Below are 16,981 nucleotides of genomic sequence, written 5' to 3'. Positions count from 1 at the left end.
GAGCCGGTGGCCGGCCATGCGCCAGCGCTCGGCCGGCCGCGGCCACGCGGCGGCGGCCGAGGCCTGCTGCGGCTGGGAAGGTCGTACTCCAGCCGTCCGGACGGGGCGATGCGGGTGGTGTACAGCAGCATTCCGGTCGGGGGCCAGCAGCACGGCCAGCGGCTGATCAGCGCCTTCCGATCTGCCGGAGTGGGCAGCAGGGACAGCAGCCCATCGGTGACGATCAGGTCGAACTCGTCGTGATGCCTTCCAGGCGGGGAGCGTGCGTGTGCGCCGTGATCGCAGGGGTGCCAGTGGCCCGGCCCCAGGCGCTCGCCAGGGTCAGTGGGGTGGGGCAGGCGTCGGCCACGGTCAGCTCCGGTTGTTCCAGCAGCTGTTTGCCGATCGGGCAGGCCGCCCAGGCGGCCGGGCTTACCCGCAAGGCGGTGCGGCGCTATGAGGCCAAAGGGCTGCTGCCACCGGCCGAACGCAGCGCCGCCGGCTACCGCCTCTATGACGAGGCCGACGTCGAGCTGCTGAGCTTCATCCGGCGGGCCCGCGCTGGGCCTGCATCTGGAGGGCATCAGCCAGGTTCCCACCGTCCGCAACAGCGGAAGCACGCCGTGCGGCGAAGTGCGCGAGGTACCGGACCAGCGCCTGGCCGAGCCGTTCTCGCCCTGCTCATGTCAGTTAAGGAACTTTAGTCCCATCTGTCTCACTTGAGCTTGGCACAGAGGGCAGCGCGAGGCGAGCTGAGAGTGCCGAGATTCGAAGGTGCATGGTCAACCTTTCGCTGGTGCGCCGCGTCGGCGCGGCTGAACCGCAGGCGCCTGCGGTTCAGCCGCGCCTTCGTGATCAGTTGCCTCGGAGCACGGTCGTGGCCTTGTTGCCGGCGTAGTCCTCCAAGATGGCGACCACCTTGCTGGTGGCGCTGGACATGGTCACCGTTTCGGCGGCACGTGTGGTGCGGCCGCGGATGATGTACGGCTTGGCGCCCGAGTTGTAGGTCGTCGTGAACGTCTTCGGCTGGCCGTCCTCGAGGACGGTCAAGGTGTGCCAGTCAGGAAGAGCCGGCCGGGAGAACGTGAACGTGTTCCCGTCGATCTTCACCGCCGCGGCCGGGTAGGGGCTGATCTCGGTGTCGGCGAACGTTCCGCGTACTCCGGCGGTCGTGCCCGTTCCCGACCGTACGGTGAGGAGGTAGGCGTCGCCGTTGACGGGCACGCCGGTCAGCGTCGTGCCCTTGCTCGTCCCGGGAAGCCGGACCTCCTTGGTGAACGGGCGGGCGGAGTCGAGGCTCTGCACCCTCAGCGTGATGGGCTCGCCGCTCGCCGGGGGCGTCCAACTGGCAGTCAGCGTGCCGTCCGGCTTCGCCGACGCCTTCACCTGGCTCGGCGCCGTGCCGAGGTCGAGCGACGTGGTCGCCGCCGGGCTCTCGGACCCGTCGTGGCCGACCGCCACCAGCTTGATCGTTCCCGATGTGGCCGTGAAGCGCTTGACGTAGTAGACGTCGTCGTAGATTCCGCCGAGATAGGTGTCGTCCAGGTAGACGTCGTAGCGGCGTACCTTGTCGTAGCCGGCCCGCTTCCACGACAGGAACAGCTCGCCGGTATCGGGCAGCAGTTGGGTGATGTGCAGGCCCGTCGGCGTTGAAGGGGTGTGGTCCTTGCCGTCGCGCAGAGTCAGGGCACCCAGGTTGACCTGGTATCCGGGGATGGCCTGGGCACCGGCAGCGACGACCAGGCCGAGCGCGGCGACGCGCTGACCGGCGTACGCCGACAGGTCGGCCGACCGGGTCGTCCAGCCCGTGGTGCGCTCGCCCGAGCCGGTCAGCGGTAGCTGAATGACCTTGCTCGGGTCGGAGGCCAGGACGAGGCCGAGCCGGAGTTCGGAGTCGTCGCTCGCCGAGGGCTTGGTGTAGGTCAGGTCAAGGGTCGAGCGCTTGGCGATCTTCAGGTCCGTCTTGTAGAGACGCACGGTGTTGTCGCTGTCGAGGGTGCCGCTGAGGACGAGCGAGCTGCCGCCGTTGAAGGCGCCGATCTTCTGGTAGGAGAACCGGCTCGCCGGCGTGTACGCGGGCCCGTAGTCGAAGTCGGCGCTGAGGGGCGTTCCGGCCGCGTCGATCCACCACTGCCAGGTCACCGGGATGTCCTGGAGGTTGACGTTGCCCCATTCCTTCGGGTTGGACAGCCGGCCCTTGGTCCAGGTGGACAGGCCGTGGCCGGTGTTGAAGGAGGTGGAGAACGTGGTGCCGGTGATGGCGGACCGTTCGGCGATGTACTTGGAGATGCCCTTCCAGGCGCCCTCTGGCGTGGCGGTGCCCTGTGAGGAGCCGGTCCACCAGCGGCGTTCCCGGTCGAAGACGTCTCGCTGGGCGGCGTCGTCGGTCTTGTTGGCGTAGTCGGAGGAGACGAAGTCGGCGCCGAGGGTGGCGATGGCGTTCATCGGCGCACCGCTCGCGTCGAGGTTGTCATCGAGGTCGTAGGGCTGGTTGAACTGGTCCTTGCCGGCCTCCACGCCGGCGAAGACGCTCTTGCGGGAGTCCAGGCCAAGACTGGTGGCGTAGTTCTTGGAGTTGGTGAGTTTGGTCCTGTTCCACCAGTAGTTGAGGAAGATGGAGTCGGACACGTCGCCGAGCTGCGGGTCGCGCACGAACGGGCCGTTGACCGCGTTGAACTCGTTCTGGTACGAGATCGCGCCGGTGGAGTTGTGAATGGAGTCGTACCACTGCACGTAGATGCCGCCCTCGCGCAGTGCCTGCATGAACTGCTTGTACGCCGGGATGTCGGCCGGCGCGACCCGCGACTCCTGGTTGATGAAGTAGCCGTCGAAGCCGTAGAACTTGGCGACCTGGATGAGCTTGTCGGCGACGGGAAAGCCTCCGTCGGCGTCGCGGACCAGGAGTTCGGTGTAGGTCTGGTCGCCGCGGTCGTGGTCGGAGAAGAAGATGCAGCCCAGCGAGCGCACCCCGTTCGCGTGGGCCGCGTTGGTGTAGCCGGGGTTGGGCAGGTTGAGCATCCCGAACTCGAACCACTTCTCCCGCCAGTCCTTGGTCGGGTCGTAGTAGCTCACCGGCACCCCCTCGGTGGGCATGCCGTGCCAGGAGGCGTAGAAGTCGGCGTACTGCCAGTAGTTGAAGAGGTACTGGCTGAACTCGTTGGTGTAAGGGTGGCTTTCGAAGAAGGCGTTGCCGTAGTCGCCGGCCAGGGTCAACAGTTGGGTGTCGGCGGGCAGGGCCGGGTTGCGCTGGGTGTCGGCGTTGGCGGGGTTGCGCTTCTGGAGCGGCACCTTGGCTCGTAACAGCTCGGCGTGGGCGTCGTCGGCGGGGTTCCAGCGCAGCAGGTCGGTGGCGGAGTAACCGTGCTGGTAGGGCTGGTTGGCGCCGACCGCGCTCTCGCCCGTCCAGGGCAGTGTGTCGCTGGCCGCGGCGCCGCCGGCGGCGAGCACGACGGTGAGCATCGCGGCCAGGGCTACGGTGCCCGCGCGGGTCGTCGCCCGTCTGCCGGTGCGATGTGATCGGGCCATCACAACTCCTCACTGTGGGTCATGGTCTGGGCTTGTGGGTGGCAGCGCGGATGGATGGTCTCGTGCAGGTCCTCGACGTACAGGTCGGTGCGGGCCCGATCGGTCGCGCCCTCGGCGAAGCAGCGCGCGGCGGGCAGGGTCCAGACGACGGTGGTGCGAGCGTCCGGCGGGACGGTGACCCTGCGGAAGGCGAGCAGCTCCCGTAGGCGAGGCAGCACGACGCCTCCGGTACGGTGCCCGAACAGCGGCACGACGACCTCGGCCGTGGCCCCGGCGGGATTGACGACTTCGACGCTCACCTCGACCGTGCCCGCGTGCGCTTCCGCGGTCAGGCGGCCGAACAGCACGGGCCGGTAGCGCAGGCCGGAGCCGAAGGGAAAGAGCACCGGATCCGGTGCGTCCTGATAGACACCGTTGGCCGGGTGCCGATCGTTGTGGCGAACCGGTACGGCCCCCGGATTGCGTGGGGCGGTGAACGGCAGGCGGCCGACCGGCTCATAGCCGCCGAGCAGCGCGTCGACGATCGCGTGGGCTCCGTGCGGACCGGGGTAGCCGGCCCACAGCAGGGCGTCGGTGCCCGCCAGCACGCCGGTGAGCACATGCGGACGGCCGGCGATGACGACGGCCACCACGGGGCAGCGGGCTTGCGCGCGGACGGCGGCGACCAGGTCGTCCTGACCGCCGGGCAGAGAGAGGCTGGCCAGGTCGACGCCTTCCCCGCAGGTCGCGACGACCGCCGGGCCGGCCATCGCCCCGTTGGCGGCGAAGTCCTCCGCGTAGGTGCGGTGGCTCGTCCCGCCGAGCGCCAGGATCACGACGTCGGCGCCGCTCAGATCGGCCGCCGTCGGCACACCGGATGAGCACGTCACCTCGGCGTCGGGTAGCGCCTGCCGCAGGGCGAGGTCGAGGCCGGCGGCCGACTGCGCGGGCAGGGGCGGCACGTAGTCCCCCAGCAGGGCGGTGACGTCGCGGGCGTTGGGGCCGGCGAGGACCACCTTGGTCAGCGCCCGCCGGTCGAGGGGGAGGAGTCCGCCGCCGTTGTGGAGCAGGACCAGGGACTGACGAGCCAGGCGACGCGACAGGCCGTCGGCGGCGCGGCCGGCCGAGGTGAGCCTTGTCGTGGCCGGACCGGTTACGGGCGTGGGGACGGCGAGCAGGCCGACGCGCCGCTTGAGCGTGAGCACCCGGCGGCAGGCGGCATCGACCAGCCCGGCCACTCGCGGGTCCGCAGCGGCGGCCTGCTCAAGCAGGCCGAAGGACTCGTCCCAGAGCGACAGATCCACGCCGGCCTCGATCGCGGCCACGGCGGCGGCCGTCGCGTCGCCCGTCATCGCGGTGAGCCGGTCCACGGCCAGGCCGTCGGCCATGACGATGCCGTCGAAGCCGCATTCGGTCCGCAGGAAGCCGGTGAGGAGGTCGCGGTTGGCGCAGCACGGCACCCCGTCGATGTCGTTGTAGGCCGCCATGAATCCCAGGGCCCCGGCCTCCGCTGCGGCGCGGACGGCCGGCAGGTGCAGCTCGCGCAGGTCACGGGGGCCGATGATGGCGGACTGGCCGTTGCGCCCGCCGACGGCCTCGCCCTGCGCGGCCAGGTGCTTGAGCACGATGGCGATACCGTCGCGGCCCACCGCGCCGCGTTCGCCGCCCTGCATGCCGATCACCAGCGCCCTGGTGAGCTCGGCGGCCAGCAGTGGATCTTCTCCGAAGCACTCTTCCGCCCGGCCCCAGCGCGGGTCGCGCAGCAGGTCGAGCGCGGACACCAGGGCCAGGTGCACGCCGCTCGCCGCGAGCTCGGCCGCGACGGAGGCCGCGGCCTCGGCCAGCAGCGCCGGATCCCAGCCCGCGGCCACGGCGAGGTTAGCGGGCAGCAGCGTCCCGCCGAGCGCCTGGTGCCCGTGCGGGGCCTCTTCTGACAGCAGCACTCCGATGCGCTGCCCGCTCGCCCGCGACACTTCGTCCTGGATGAGGGCGGCGACTTCGGCGCGTTCCTCCGGCCGGATCCCGTTGGCCCAGGAGCGGCCCGACCAGGCGTCGGCGCGGAAGACCCCGTACAGCGCGCCGAGCCCGCCCCAACGGTCGAGCTCGGCACGAGCGAGGTCGGTGAGCCGGAAGCCGCCCCGGGGAGCCCGTTCGACGGCCTGCCAGCCGAAGAGGCGCTGGTTGAGCTGGCCGACCTTCTCCCGCAGGGAGAGCTCGCCGAGGAGGCGCTCCACGTCGTCCCCGGCCGAGACCGGTGCGCTCCGGTACTCAGCGTTCGGCATGTGCGGCCATCCGCTCGAGTACCTCCGCGTCGGCGACCGAGCTGTAGAAGGTGCGGCCCGTCGGCTCGGCGTGGACGAGCCGTTCGATGCCGCGAGCGCGCAGCGCCGGCGGGTCGCCCGCGGTCGTGGAGGTGACCAGTGCGGGGCGGGCTCCGGCGCGGGCGCGGCTCATCCAGGTCTCGAAGACGCCGCCGCCGGGGGAGAGCTCCGCCCGGGACATGGGGACGTCCTGGGAGTCGACCGGGACGACGACGGCCTCCTGCCGTGGGGAGGGGCGCGGCCGGTGCCGCAGCTCAGCGGCCAGTTCGGCGAAGCGCCGGCCGATCGGCTTGACCGCGGCGTCGGCGCCGATCAGGCCGAGGCTGTGTTCCAGGTCGGGGAAGTCGGCCAGCCTGCGTTCCACGTCGTGTGAGCACCACCACGTGATGCCCCACAGGGCGTCGCTGTCGGCCGCCGCCCGCACGGTTCCCTCGCAGAAGCCGGGCGTCTGCTCCTCGGTGAGGTGGTTGAGCGGCGCGCCGACCTCCTGCAGCCACACCGGGCGTGCCGGGTCGAGGGCGAAGGCGCGCGACAGCTCGATGAGGTACGCGGCGTGGGTGAGGCTTTCGTGCGACATCGCGCCGTACCCCTGAGCTGTGCCGTTGAAGATCCACGAGTGGATCACGCTCATCTGGCCGTGCCGGGAGGAGTGCGCGGGGGTGAAGGCGTGACCGTCGGCGTACCAGACGGCGTCGTATTCGGCGTTGAGCCGGAACTGGCGCCGGTCGCGCGGGCCTTCACCGTGCAGGGCCCGGAGCCAGTCCGTCACCTGCTGTGGCGTGGCCGTCATCGGGGCCGGATGCAGGGCGGAGGTGAACTGGTTGACCTCGTTGCCCAGGGTCAGGCCGAGGAAGTTGGGCAGGTCGTGCAGGTGCTCGTCGAGCGCCTCGACCAGAGCGGCCTGCGCGGCGACCGCGTCGGGGTCGGTGAACATGCTGCGGCGGTGCCAGTCCGTCAGCCAGCTCGGCACGAAGTCGAAGCCCGACAGGTGGCCCTGCAGGACGTCGACGCTGGCGTCGAGGCCCGCTTCGCCGGCGATCTCCACGACGTGACGCACGTTGTCGAGGGCGCGGCGGCGGATCAGCGTCCGGTTCGGCTGCAGGACCGGCCACAGTGGCAGGACACGGACGTGATCCAGGCCAAGGCCGGCCAGGGCCCGCATGTCGCGCCGGGTGACCGTCCAGTCCGGATCCAGCCAGGAGTAGAACCAGTCGCGAGAAGGCGTGTAGTTGACTCCGAATCTCAGCATTTCACCCTTTCAAGCCTCCCGCTTCGAGCCCGCGGAAGAAGTAGCGCTGCAGGATGGCGAAGAACGTGACGATGGGAATCAAGGCGATGATCGTGCCGGCCGCGATCAGGCGCGGATCGTCGTAGAAGGTGCCGTGCAGGCGGTTGAGCCCGATGGTGAGGGTGTAGTTGTCCTCGTCGGACAGCACGATGAGGGGCCACAGGAAGTCGTTCCACGAGCCGACGAATGCGAAGATCGCCACGACGGTGATGACGCCCTTGACCTGGGGCACGGAGACCCGGATGAATCGCTGCCAGGCGTTGGCGCCGTCGACGATGGCCGCCTCCTCGAACTCGGCGGGCAGGTTGCGGAACGCGTTGCGCATGAGCAGGACGTTCAGCGCGGCCACGATCGTCGGCAGGACGACGCCGAGCAGGGTGTTGGCCAACCCGGCCGACCTGACCAGCAAGAACTGCGAGATCAGCACGGTCTCGGCCGGGACGAGCAGGGCCGCGACGCAGATCCCGGCCGCCACCCCCCGGCCGCGGAAGCGCAGCTTGCCCAGCGCGTAGCCGGCGCAGGTGGCGCCCACCACGTTGCCGGCAACGGCCATGGCGGCCACGAGCAGGGAGTTGAGCAGGTAGTGGGGCACCGGGATGCGATCGAGCACCGTCGCGAAGTTCCCCAGCGTGGGATGGCCGGGAATCAGCTCGGGCGGTCGAGTGTACAGCGCGTCGCCGGCGCCTTTGAGCGACAGCGAGACCTGCCACAAAAGGGGGCCGGCCAGCAGCACGGCCATCAGCAGCAGGACCAGGTAACGCACGACGACACCCGGCGAGACGCCTCGGCGGCGCCTTCGCACGGCCGTGGTCGGCACGGACGCGGACATCAGGAGGTCCTCTGCTTGCGTTGCATGATGAGCTGCGCGATCAGCAGCCCGCCGAGGATGACGAACATGACCAGGCTGATCGCGCCCGCGTATCCGGTACGCGCCTGCAGGCCGGTGCCTTCGCGCTGGATGAGCATGGTCATCGTGAGATCGCCGCCGCCTATTCCCCCCGTGCCATCGGTGAGGACGTAGATCTCGCCGAACACCCGGAAGGCCGCCACCGAGGACAGGACGCCGATGAGCCCCATCGTCGAGCGCACCCCTGGAACGGTGACGTGCAGGAAGGTGCGCACCGGGCCGGCGCCGTCCATCGCCGCGGCGTCGTACAGGCTCGGATCGATGTTCGCCAGTGCGGCCAGGTAGATGACCATGTAGTAACCCAGGCCCATCCACACGGTGACGAACATCGCGCTGAACAGCAGCAGCCAGCGGTCGGTGAGGAAGGGAACGGGCGCGGTGACCACTTGCAGCGTGCCGAGCAGCTCGTTCACCAGGCCGCGCTTGTCGAGCATGTTCGTCCAGATCAGGCCGACGATGACCGGCGACATGATCACTGGCAGGTACATCGTGGTGCGGAAGAACCCCATCAGCCGCCCGGCGCCGCTCAGCAGCGAGGCGAGCACGAGCGGCAGCGCCACCATGAGCGGCACCACGCAGACCGTGTAGAGGGTGGAGTTCAGCAGCGCGGTGCCGAACCGCTCGTCGGCGAACATCCGGCGGAAGTTGTCCCATCCGACGAACTCCCCGCTCCTCAGCAGGGTGGAGTCCGTGAACGCCAGCCGCAGCGTGTTCACGAACGGCAGCAGGACCAGGAGCACGATGACGGCCAGCCCCGGCAGCAGGAACAGCCAGGGGGTCAGGCGCCACCGATGGGTGGCCAGGGCCGTCTCCTCATGGTGGGGCCGGCGCCGGCCCCACCGCGAGGAGACCTTGTGCTGGGCGGTGACGGTCATCCGTGCGCGGCCAGCCGCTCGTTGGAGTACGTGACCGACTCGTCCAGCGCCTGCTGCACCGTCTTCTTGCCCAGCAGCGCCTGGGCGATCTGCTCACGCAGCGTCTCGGCGTCGGCCGAGCCGGAGAACGCCGGCGGCCACCACACGACCGCCTTCTTGACCTGGGCGGCGCTTTCCAGACGCACCTTCGTGGCGGGGTCGCCGTCGTCCTTGGTGAAGTACTCGTCGTCCATCGATCCGGCCGAGGAGGGGAACACCGAGGCCTTCTTGGCGAAGGCGAGCTGGTTGGCGGCGTTGGTCACGTACTTGGCGAAGGCCTTGGCCAGCGGCTGGTTCTCGCTGGTGGCGTTCACGACGAGTGACTCGATGTACATGTTGGGGGCGGCCGTACTGATCCGCGGTCCGATTCCCAGCGACTTGTAGATGTCGGGCGCGGTGTCCTTCAGGTCGTTCAGGGTGTAGGAGCTGCCCGACAGGTAGGCCAGCCGACCGGCCTTGAACTCCTCCACCTCCTTGGTCTGGAGGTTGTTCAGCGCCTCCTGGCTCAGGCCCTTGCTGGCGTACAGCTTCCGGAAGCGCTCGACGAACTCCACGCCTTTGGCGTCGTTGTAGGTGAACTTCTTGCCTGCGGCGTCCATGAGGGGCACGCCGTACTCGCCGAAGTTCTCGATGGCCGGCATCCTGACGATCATCGACACGTCCGAGCAGTTCTTGGCCATGACCTCGGCCTGGTTGAAGAGCTCGTCGTAGGTGGCGGGCAGCTTGTCGGGGTCCAGCCCGCATTTCTCGAACAGCGCCTTGTTGAAGAACGAGGGGCCGGTGTTCAGGTACCACGGGTAGCCGTAGGTTCCGCCGCCCAGTCCGCTGAACGTCATCGCCTGCCACGCCTTGTCGAGGTACAGGCTCTTGGCTTGGGGGTCGGCCTTGGCGACGTCGAGCAGGACCCCCGCCTGGGCCAGGGTGTAGGCGGCCTCGGGTCCCATGTCCACGACGTCCGGGAGCGCCCCCGCGGCCGCGTCGGCCGACAGCTTGTCCTGGTACCCCTCGGCGGGCTGGTCCACCCAGGTGATCTTCGTGCCCGGATTGTCCTTCTCGAAGGCCGCGATCAGATCATTGAAGTAGGACGTGAACTTCTCGTTCTTCAGGTTCCACGTCTGGAACTTGATCGATCCTGACAGCGACCCGCCCGAGGCCTGCGGCGTCGTGCCGCCACCGCACCCGGACAACAGCAGCGATCCCAGGGCGAGGCCCACGATCAGGGCCCGGCCTTTCCCGGCAGTGGTCATCGGATGTCCTCCTTGATGCGTTTGTGCATGGCAGGTCACAGGGCGATCCGCAGTGTCGCCACCTGGAAGGGGCCGAGATCCAGACGAGCCTCGCTCACGGGACGGCGGGAGCCCGCCGGCCCCACAGCCACGGGCAGGTCGTCTTCGCCGCCGATCTCCCGTTCGAGCAGGTCGGTCTCCCACAGGACGGCTCCCTCGCCGAGTTCCTCGCAGCAGTGCAGCCGTGCGCTCGCCCGTCCTCCCCGCGTCTCGTACACCCGTACGACGAGGTCACCGGAGCCGTCGTCGGCCTGCTTCACCCAGTCGATGAGCGCGTGCCCGGTCAGGGCCTCCAGCCGTACCAGCGGCGCCACCTGCGGGAGGCCGGCGAGGTCGGGTGTGTTGAACGCGTAGGCGGCCTCGACCGCGGCGGGCACGTCCGCACCGGGCAGCACCGCCCAGCGGAAGGCATGCATGCCCACGTCGGCGCGGGGATCGGGGAACCGGGCGCCGCGGAGCAGGGACAGCCGGACGACGGTGGAGTCGCCGTCGGCGCGGGCGTCGGCTCCGTACATCGCGTCGTTGACGATCGCGAGGCCGAAATCACCGTCGGCCACCTGCACGTAGCGGTGCATCGCGGCTTCGAACATCGCCTCCTCGGCCGCGGTGTTGGTGAGCAGCGGCCGTTCGACGTACCCGTACTGGGTCTCGAATCGTGCGGTGCGCGCCATGATCCGCACCGGGACGGCGACCTTCAGCAGTTGTTCGCGTTCCTCCCAGTCGACGACGCACTCGGTCTCGAACCGCCCCGTGCCGGCGCGCAGCCACATCGTCAGCGTGATCGTCGACGCGCCGGCCCGCCGGACCACCTCGACGCCGGCGTCGGGCCCGCTGCGGATCATCCTCCAGTTCGTGACTTCGTCGATCACCTGGGGGTGGCGGAGCACGTGCCGGTCCACGTCCCAGGCGTCCCAGCGCACCGGCTCGTCGCGGAAGATCTGGAGCTCGTTGAGGCGCCTGCCGGGCGGGACCACCTCCCGGCCGGTGCGCGCGTCGAGAAGGGAGGTGACGTGGCCGTCGGCGCCGATCACGACGCGGAGCAGGCCGTCGTCCAGTACGGTGCCGCCGTCCTCGCCGTCGGCGACCTTGACGACGGCGGCACGCGGATTCGCCGCGGCGAACGGAGGCAGCACCCCACCGGCGGGATCGGCCCGCTCACCGCCCAGCGCCGCGCCGGCCTGCTTGATCAGTTCGTGGAGCCTTTCCTCGGTGGCCCGATAGGTGTCGCGGGCCTCGCGGTGCACCCAGGCGATCGAGGTTCCCGGGAGGATGTCGTGGAACTGGTGCAGCAGCACGGTCCGCCAGATCTCGTCGAGGTCCTCGCGCGGATAGGGCGCGCCGCGCAAGGTGCTCGCCGCCGCGCTGAGGTATTCGGCCGCCCGCAGTAGCGACTCGCAGCGCCGGTTGTGCCGCTTCATGGCCGCCTGCGAGGTCAGGGTGCCCCGATGCAGCTCCAGGTAGAGCTCGCCCCGGTAGACCGGTTCCAGGGAGCCCGCCTCCAGTAGCTCGGCCTCGGCCTCCTGGAAGAACTCCGCCGGAGACCTGGAGCTCACGCGTGGCGCCCCTTCCAGGTCGCCGAAGCGGTGCAGCCGCTCGGCCATCTCCCTGGTGGGTCCGCCGCCTCCGTCGCCGTACCCGTAGGGCAGCAGCGAATGGGACGCGATCGCCTTGTCCTTGAAGGTGGCGACCGCGTGACGGAGCTCGCGGGCGGTCACCTCGGCGGCGTACGTCTCCGCGGGCGGGAAGTGGGTGAAGATCCGCGTGCCGTCGATGCCCTCCCACCAGAAGGAGTGGTGCGGGAAGACCGTGGTGTCGTTCCAGGAGATCTTCTGTGTCAGGAACCACCGGGACCCGGCCCGGCGGGCCAGTTGCGGCAGCGCGCCCGAGTAGCCGAAGGAGTCGGGCAGCCACATCTCGCGTGGTTCCCGGCCGAAGCGGCTGATGAAGTACCTCTTGCCGTAAGTCAGCTGGCGCACCATCGATTCGCCGGTGGGAATGACGCCGTCCGCCTCGACCCACATTCCACCGACCGGTACGAACCGGCCTTGCTCGACGTGGCGTCGCACCCGGGCGAACAGGTCCGGATAGTGCTCTTCGAGCCAGCTGAAGTGCTGCGCCGATGACATCGTGTACACCAGTGCGGGGTCGGCGTCCAGCAGGGCGAGCGCGTTGGAGACCGTGCGGGCGAGCTTGCGTACCGTCTCGCGCAGCGGCCACAGCCACGCCGTGTCCATGTGCGCGTGCCCGACGGCGGTGATCCGGTGGGCGCTGGCGTGCGCGGGCGTGGCCAGGAGGGGAGCGAGGATCGCGCGCGCCCGCCGGGCGCCGGCCTCGGCGTCCGCCTCGTCGTAGACGTCCAGTGCCTGCTCGATCCCGCGCAGCAGCCGCCAGTGACGCGGCTCATCCGCGCGCAGCTCGGTGGCCAGCCCGCCGAGCACGTCCAGGTCGCAGCACAGGGCATGGATCTCGGACGAGAACGCGGCGATCTCCGCACGGCGCAGCCTGAACTGCTCGAACGGCTCCTCCGCCCCCTTCTCACCGTGCTCGGTGACGACGAACGGGGGCAACCCGAGCAGGAGAGGGTTCGCCGCCGCCTCGACGTAGAGGAGGAACGCGCCATCGGCATCGACCAGACCGGGGACGGCTCCATCGCCCTTTAGCCGGACGTCGGACTGGCGAGGGTGCAGGCCTTTGACGATCGTGCCATCGGGGGTGAAGACCAGGCCCTCGCAATGACCGCCCACGGAGTGGTCGAACCAGCCCAGGTCGAGCACGAGCTCGATCAGGCCGGCCTGCTGCGGGCCGGCCGTGCCGCGAATCCGGAACCAGGTCGTGGACCAGGCCTTCCCCCAGGCGGCGCCCAGCGGGAAGGGGCGGTAGCCGGGGGTGGTGCGGCCGGTGTCGCGGGCGAGCCCGAGGGCATGGCGGGCGCTCACCGGCTCTCCGTCGTCCGTGACCGTCCATGCCTCGATCTCGACACCTCCCAACCGGGTGTGAATCCGGGGCAGGATCCGTTCGCGCTTCGCACGGGCCAGCCGCTCGAGCGTGCGGCTGAGGTGGTTGTGCATCTCGTACCTCTCCGTAACGGAGATGTGACAATGTGCCTAATACGTTTTAGTGCCGTATGATCGCAAGTGACCGCAGACTAATACGTTTTAGTTCTCAAGGTCACGCGGAAGGCTTGTCACGGTTGCATAACGCAGCCGCCCGTATCGCCCGGGTCTCAGATCCCTCGGCCCGAGGTTCTTGGTCAGACGTCGATGGAGGAGCGATGCCGCCAAACGACCAGGTTCCGCCCCAGGACCCCGCCGCTTCACCTGGCTCTCCCGAGTGCTCTGAGCCCTCCGAGCCCTCGGCGGGCGCCGCACCCGCCCGGCTGAGGAGCACCGACATCGCGCGGCTGGCGGGCGTCTCCGTCTCGGCGGTGTCACTGGCGTTCAACGCCCGCCCCGGCATCAGCGACGCGACGCGCAAGCGCATCCTCCAAGTCGCCGAGGAGCTCAACTGGCGCCCGCACCGGGCCGCGAGTGCCCTCAAAGGGGCCAACAACGACGTGGTCGGCATCGTCATCGCACGTCCGGCCCGCACGCTGGGTGTCGAGCCGTTCTTCGCGCATGTCCTGTCCGGCCTGCAGTCCCGCCTGTCCAATGAGGGAATCGCCACACAACTCCTCATCGTCGAGGACGCCCAGGCGGAGGTCGCGGTCTACCGCCGCTGGGCCGCCGAGAACCGGGTCGACGGGCTCGTGCTCTTCGACCTCGCGGTCGACGACGCCCGGCCGCAGCTCCTCGCCGACCTGCGCATCCCCGCCGTCGCCCTGGGAGGCCACGGGGCGCCCTTGCCGCTGACCAGCGTCTGGGTCGACGACCACGCGGCGATGACCCGCATCCTGGAGTACCTCGCCGGGCTCGGCCACCGGTCCATCGGCCACGTCAGCGGCGTCCCCGCCTACCAGCACACGCGACGCCGCCTCCAGGCCATCGCCGGCGCGCACGATACGCTCGATCTCGACATCGTGAGCGTGGCGACCGACTACTCGGACATCCAGGGCGCATCGGCCACGCGCCAACTGCTGGAGACGAGCCCTCGTTGCACGGCGATCATCTACGACAGCGACGTCATGGCGGCGGCAGGACTGGGCGTGGCCACCGAGATGGCCGTACGGGTCCCCGGCGACGTCTCCATCGTGTCCTTCGACGACTCCATCCTCACCCAGCTGCCGCATCCCCCGATCACCGCCCTGACCCGCGACACGTACGCGCTCGGCACGCTCACCGCGACCGAACTGCTCCACGTGATGGCCGAGCGTCCGGAGCCCCGCGCGGTGCAGGCTCCCACGCCCGAGCTCGTCCTACGCGGCAGCACCGCCTCTCCGGGGCGCTAAGCCGAGTTTGCTGAGCAAGTGTCGCAATCCAACCCTTGACAGTAAAAACGCCGATATTAAGGTACTGATCAGGTTGCCGGTCTAGACCGCGTAGAGAAAGGCGCGAGCCCCCAACCGGCCCTTCGCACGGGCAACGACCCGGGACGATCCGGTGTTCTGCCATGTCAGCGGCTCATTCCCCTCCCTTTCCGGCCTTTCATCTCGTCGCTTCGACCTCCAGGCAGTAGAAACGCCGGCAGATGACACTTCGATCACCTTGCCGGTATAGACCAGTGGAGACCTTCGTGAGAAGACGCAAGATCACCCCCACGGCATGCCTTGCGCTGGCCGCGACCCTGGGTTTCGGGGCACTCCTGCCCGCCCCTGCGGCCCATTCCGCTCCTGATTCGGACACCTCCTTACCTTCTGCGCCACTCCGCCCGGTGTCGCCGACTCCGCAGTCGCTGACCGGCATCGGTGCCGCCGCCGTCGTCACCAGCCGGGTGCTCGTGATCGCCGACGACCAGACCGACCCCGCCGCCCGCGACCGCCTCGTACGGGAACTCAAGGCGCACGGCGCCGAACGGGTCGACATAGTCGCCCCCGACAGAATCCCCGCGGCCGCGGCCGGCCTGCTCATGGCGCGCCTCGGTTCCGCGGCACGGCCGGACATCGCGCAGGCGCTCGGCGATACGGTCGTGCCCGGCAAGGCCGAGGGATACGCGTTGCGGGTCTCGGGCGCCAAGCCGCGGCAGATCGCGCTCGGCGGAAAGGACGCCGCAGGCCAGTTCTATGCCGTACAGACGCTGCGCCAGTTGTTCGTCCCATCCGGCGACGGCTGGAAGGTGGCGGGAGTCCAGGTCAGCGACTTCCCGTCCATGCCGCTGCGCGGCACCATCGAAGGCTTCTACGGTGCGCCGTGGACGCACGCCGAACGCCTCGACCAGATGGACTTCTACGGCGACGTCAAGGCCAACACCTACATCTACGCTCCCAAGGACGATCCCTACCACCGCGACAGGTGGCGCGACCCCTACCCGGCGGACAAGCTCGCCGAGCTGGGGGAGCTGGTGGCACGGGCTGACGCGAATCATGTCCGCTTCACCTTCGCCCTCTCTCCGGGCGTGTCGATCTGCTACTCCGACCAGGCGGACCGCAACCTCCTTAAGCAGAAGCTGCAGGCGCTCTACGACCTGGGCGCCAGAGCCTTCTCCATCCCGCTGGACGACATCAGCTACACCCGCTGGAACTGCGCGGCGGACGAGGCCGCGTACGGCGCGGCCGGACGCACCGCAGCGGCGAAGGCCCAGGTCGACCTGCTCAACGACCTGCAGCGGAACTTCATCGCCACCCACGAAGGCGCCCAGCCGCTGCAGATGGTGCCCACCGAGTACGGCGATCTGACCGACACCACGTACAAGCAGACCATGCGGGAATCCCTCGATCCCGCGATCGAGGTGATGTGGACCGGCACCGACACCGTGCCTCCAGAGATCACCAACGAACAGGCCAAGAAGGCGGCGGCGCTGTTCGGGCGCAAGGTCTTCGTCTGGGACAACTACCCGGTCAACGACTTCGGCGAGACCAGCGGCCGGTTGCTGCTGGCTCCCTACGACAAGCGTGAGGGCGGCCTGGCCGCACACCTGTCCGGCATCGTGGCCAACCCGATGAACCAGCCGTACGCGAGCAAGGTCGCGGTCTTCGGCACCGCGGACTTCACCTGGAACGACAAGGCGTACGACGCGAGGAAGAACTGGCCGCGCGCGATGGCCTATCTCGCCGGCGGCGACAAGGCAGCCACCGAGGCCCTGCTGGTTTTCGGCGACCTGGAGCACATGGCGCCGACTTTCGGCGGCACCCCTTGGCAGCCCCAGGCACCCCGGCTCGCCACGCGCACGGCGGAGTTCTGGCAGGCATGGGACGACGGGCGACGCGGCGCCGCGATCACTGCGATGCACCCGTACGCGAAGGCCATCGCCACGGCGCCGGCCAGCATCCGCGGCGGATCAGTGCAGAAGGGTTTCACCGATGACGCCGCATCCTGGCTGGACGCCACCGAGCTGTGGGGCAGGGCGATGGTGGCCATGCTCGACGCGCTCCACGCCCGGCAGGCCGGAGACGAGACCAAGGCCGGCGCATTGCTCGCCGAGTCGCGGGACCTGCAGCGGCAGGCTCGCGCCGTCCGAGTCAGCCCACCGCGCAATCGCTGGGGCTCGGCCCAGCCCCAGGTGGGCGACGGGGTGCTCGACGTCTTCCTGGCCGAGGCCAGCGGCATCGTTGTCCAGGCCGAGAAACTGGCGGGTGCCTCGGCCTACGACACCGCGTTCGCCCGCAGCCGGGCGATGACGCGCCGGCAGGCGCCCACCGTAGCCGGGGCCGAACCGGCTGACAGTGAGCGCCCAGCGAGTCGCTGGTGAAC

At 69.6% G+C, this 16,981-nt stretch carries 12 protein-coding genes; 4 read left to right on the top strand and 8 right to left on the bottom strand.

Annotated features, from left to right (window positions below; translation table 11 throughout):
- Nucleotides 1-243: hypothetical protein (locus E1294_RS54875; protein ID WP_220448063.1), on the top strand; the 243-nt coding region annotated here is incomplete at its 5' end.
- Here E1294_RS54875 and E1294_RS56320 read toward each other — a convergent pair.
- Nucleotides 224-421, bottom strand: coding sequence for a hypothetical protein (locus tag E1294_RS56320; protein WP_246083461.1), 198 nt, complete (start codon nt 419-421; stop codon nt 224-226). The genes E1294_RS54875 and E1294_RS56320 overlap by 20 nt on opposite strands.
- Here E1294_RS56320 and E1294_RS58335 point away from each other — a divergent pair.
- Entirely contained in the window at nt 330-683 is a 354-nt protein-coding gene (locus E1294_RS58335; RefSeq protein ID WP_425465242.1) for a MerR family DNA-binding transcriptional regulator, read from the top strand. The genes E1294_RS56320 and E1294_RS58335 overlap by 92 nt on opposite strands.
- A 151-nt stretch (nt 684-834) precedes the next feature.
- Here E1294_RS58335 and E1294_RS33185 read toward each other — a convergent pair whose 3' ends face one another.
- From E1294_RS33185 to E1294_RS33155, 7 genes are read right to left on the bottom strand one after another with little or no spacing between them, the layout of a single operon-like run.
- A complete protein-coding gene (locus E1294_RS33185) occupies nt 835-3,504 on the bottom strand; it encodes an endo-beta-N-acetylglucosaminidase (protein WP_132514924.1) in 2,670 nt (889 codons plus the stop codon).
- The gene (locus tag E1294_RS33180) at nt 3,504-5,765 is read right to left on the bottom strand and encodes a glycoside hydrolase family 3 N-terminal domain-containing protein (protein WP_132514923.1); all 2,262 of its coding nucleotides are present in this window, start codon (nt 5,763-5,765) and stop codon (nt 3,504-3,506) included. Before E1294_RS33180 ends, E1294_RS33185 begins: the two co-directional genes overlap by 1 nt.
- Complete coding sequence (locus E1294_RS33175; protein ID WP_132514922.1) at nt 5,752-7,053, bottom strand: glycoside hydrolase 5 family protein; 1,302 nt, start codon at nt 7,051-7,053, stop codon at nt 5,752-5,754. Before E1294_RS33175 ends, E1294_RS33180 begins: the two co-directional genes overlap by 14 nt.
- 1 nt (nt 7,054) lies before the next feature.
- Nucleotides 7,055-7,921: a carbohydrate ABC transporter permease gene (locus E1294_RS33170; protein WP_132514921.1), complete on the bottom strand. Its 867-nt coding sequence runs from the start codon at nt 7,919-7,921 to the stop codon at nt 7,055-7,057.
- Entirely contained in the window at nt 7,921-8,874 is a 954-nt protein-coding gene (locus tag E1294_RS33165; RefSeq protein WP_132514920.1) for a carbohydrate ABC transporter permease, read from the bottom strand. Before E1294_RS33165 ends, E1294_RS33170 begins: the two co-directional genes overlap by 1 nt.
- Nucleotides 8,871-10,160: an extracellular solute-binding protein gene (locus E1294_RS33160; protein ID WP_132514919.1), complete on the bottom strand. Its 1,290-nt coding sequence runs from the start codon at nt 10,158-10,160 to the stop codon at nt 8,871-8,873. The genes E1294_RS33165 and E1294_RS33160 overlap by 4 nt, the downstream gene beginning before the upstream one ends.
- Nucleotides 10,161-10,195: 35 nt before the next feature.
- The gene (locus tag E1294_RS33155; protein ID WP_132514918.1) at nt 10,196-13,267 is read right to left on the bottom strand and encodes an alpha-mannosidase; all 3,072 of its coding nucleotides are present in this window, start codon (nt 13,265-13,267) and stop codon (nt 10,196-10,198) included.
- Nucleotides 13,268-13,470: 203 nt separating this feature from the next.
- Here E1294_RS33155 and E1294_RS33150 point away from each other — a divergent pair, with 203 nt between their 5' ends.
- Both E1294_RS33150 and E1294_RS33145 read left to right on the top strand, forming a co-directional pair.
- Nucleotides 13,471-14,583: a LacI family DNA-binding transcriptional regulator gene (locus E1294_RS33150; RefSeq protein ID WP_132514917.1), complete on the top strand. Its 1,113-nt coding sequence runs from the start codon at nt 13,471-13,473 to the stop codon at nt 14,581-14,583.
- Between the two features lie 422 nt (nt 14,584-15,005).
- On the top strand, nt 15,006-16,979 hold the full coding sequence (locus E1294_RS33145; protein ID WP_220448061.1) for a glycoside hydrolase family 84 protein: 1,974 nt from the start codon (nt 15,006-15,008) through the stop codon (nt 16,977-16,979).
- Nucleotides 16,980-16,981: the final 2 nt, after the last annotated feature.

The organism is Nonomuraea diastatica (assembly GCF_004349015.1).
GTDB lineage: Bacteria > Actinomycetota > Actinomycetes > Streptosporangiales > Streptosporangiaceae > Nonomuraea > Nonomuraea diastatica.
The sequence above is the reverse complement of the archived record's forward strand: the minus strand, read 5'-3'. Positions and strand labels throughout refer to the sequence as shown.

What these genes read in the sequence shown, in the direction of transcription:
- E1294_RS33185 (WP_132514924.1), bottom strand. Translation starts at nt 3,504, where the DNA reads ATGGCCCGATCACATCGCACCGGCAGACGGGCGACGACCCGCGCGGGC.
- E1294_RS33180 (WP_132514923.1), bottom strand. Translation starts at nt 5,765, where the DNA reads ATGCCGAACGCTGAGTACCGGAGCGCACCGGTCTCGGCCGGGGACGAC.
- E1294_RS33175 (WP_132514922.1), bottom strand. Translation starts at nt 7,053, where the DNA reads ATGCTGAGATTCGGAGTCAACTACACGCCTTCTCGCGACTGGTTCTAC.
- E1294_RS33170 (WP_132514921.1), bottom strand. Translation starts at nt 7,921, where the DNA reads ATGTCCGCGTCCGTGCCGACCACGGCCGTGCGAAGGCGCCGCCGAGGC.
- E1294_RS33165 (WP_132514920.1), bottom strand. Translation starts at nt 8,874, where the DNA reads ATGACCGTCACCGCCCAGCACAAGGTCTCCTCGCGGTGGGGCCGGCGC.
- E1294_RS33160 (WP_132514919.1), bottom strand. Translation starts at nt 10,160, where the DNA reads ATGACCACTGCCGGGAAAGGCCGGGCCCTGATCGTGGGCCTCGCCCTG.
- E1294_RS33155 (WP_132514918.1), bottom strand. Translation starts at nt 13,267, where the DNA reads ATGCACAACCACCTCAGCCGCACGCTCGAGCGGCTGGCCCGTGCGAAG.
- E1294_RS33150 (WP_132514917.1), top strand. Translation starts at nt 13,471, where the DNA reads ATGCCGCCAAACGACCAGGTTCCGCCCCAGGACCCCGCCGCTTCACCT.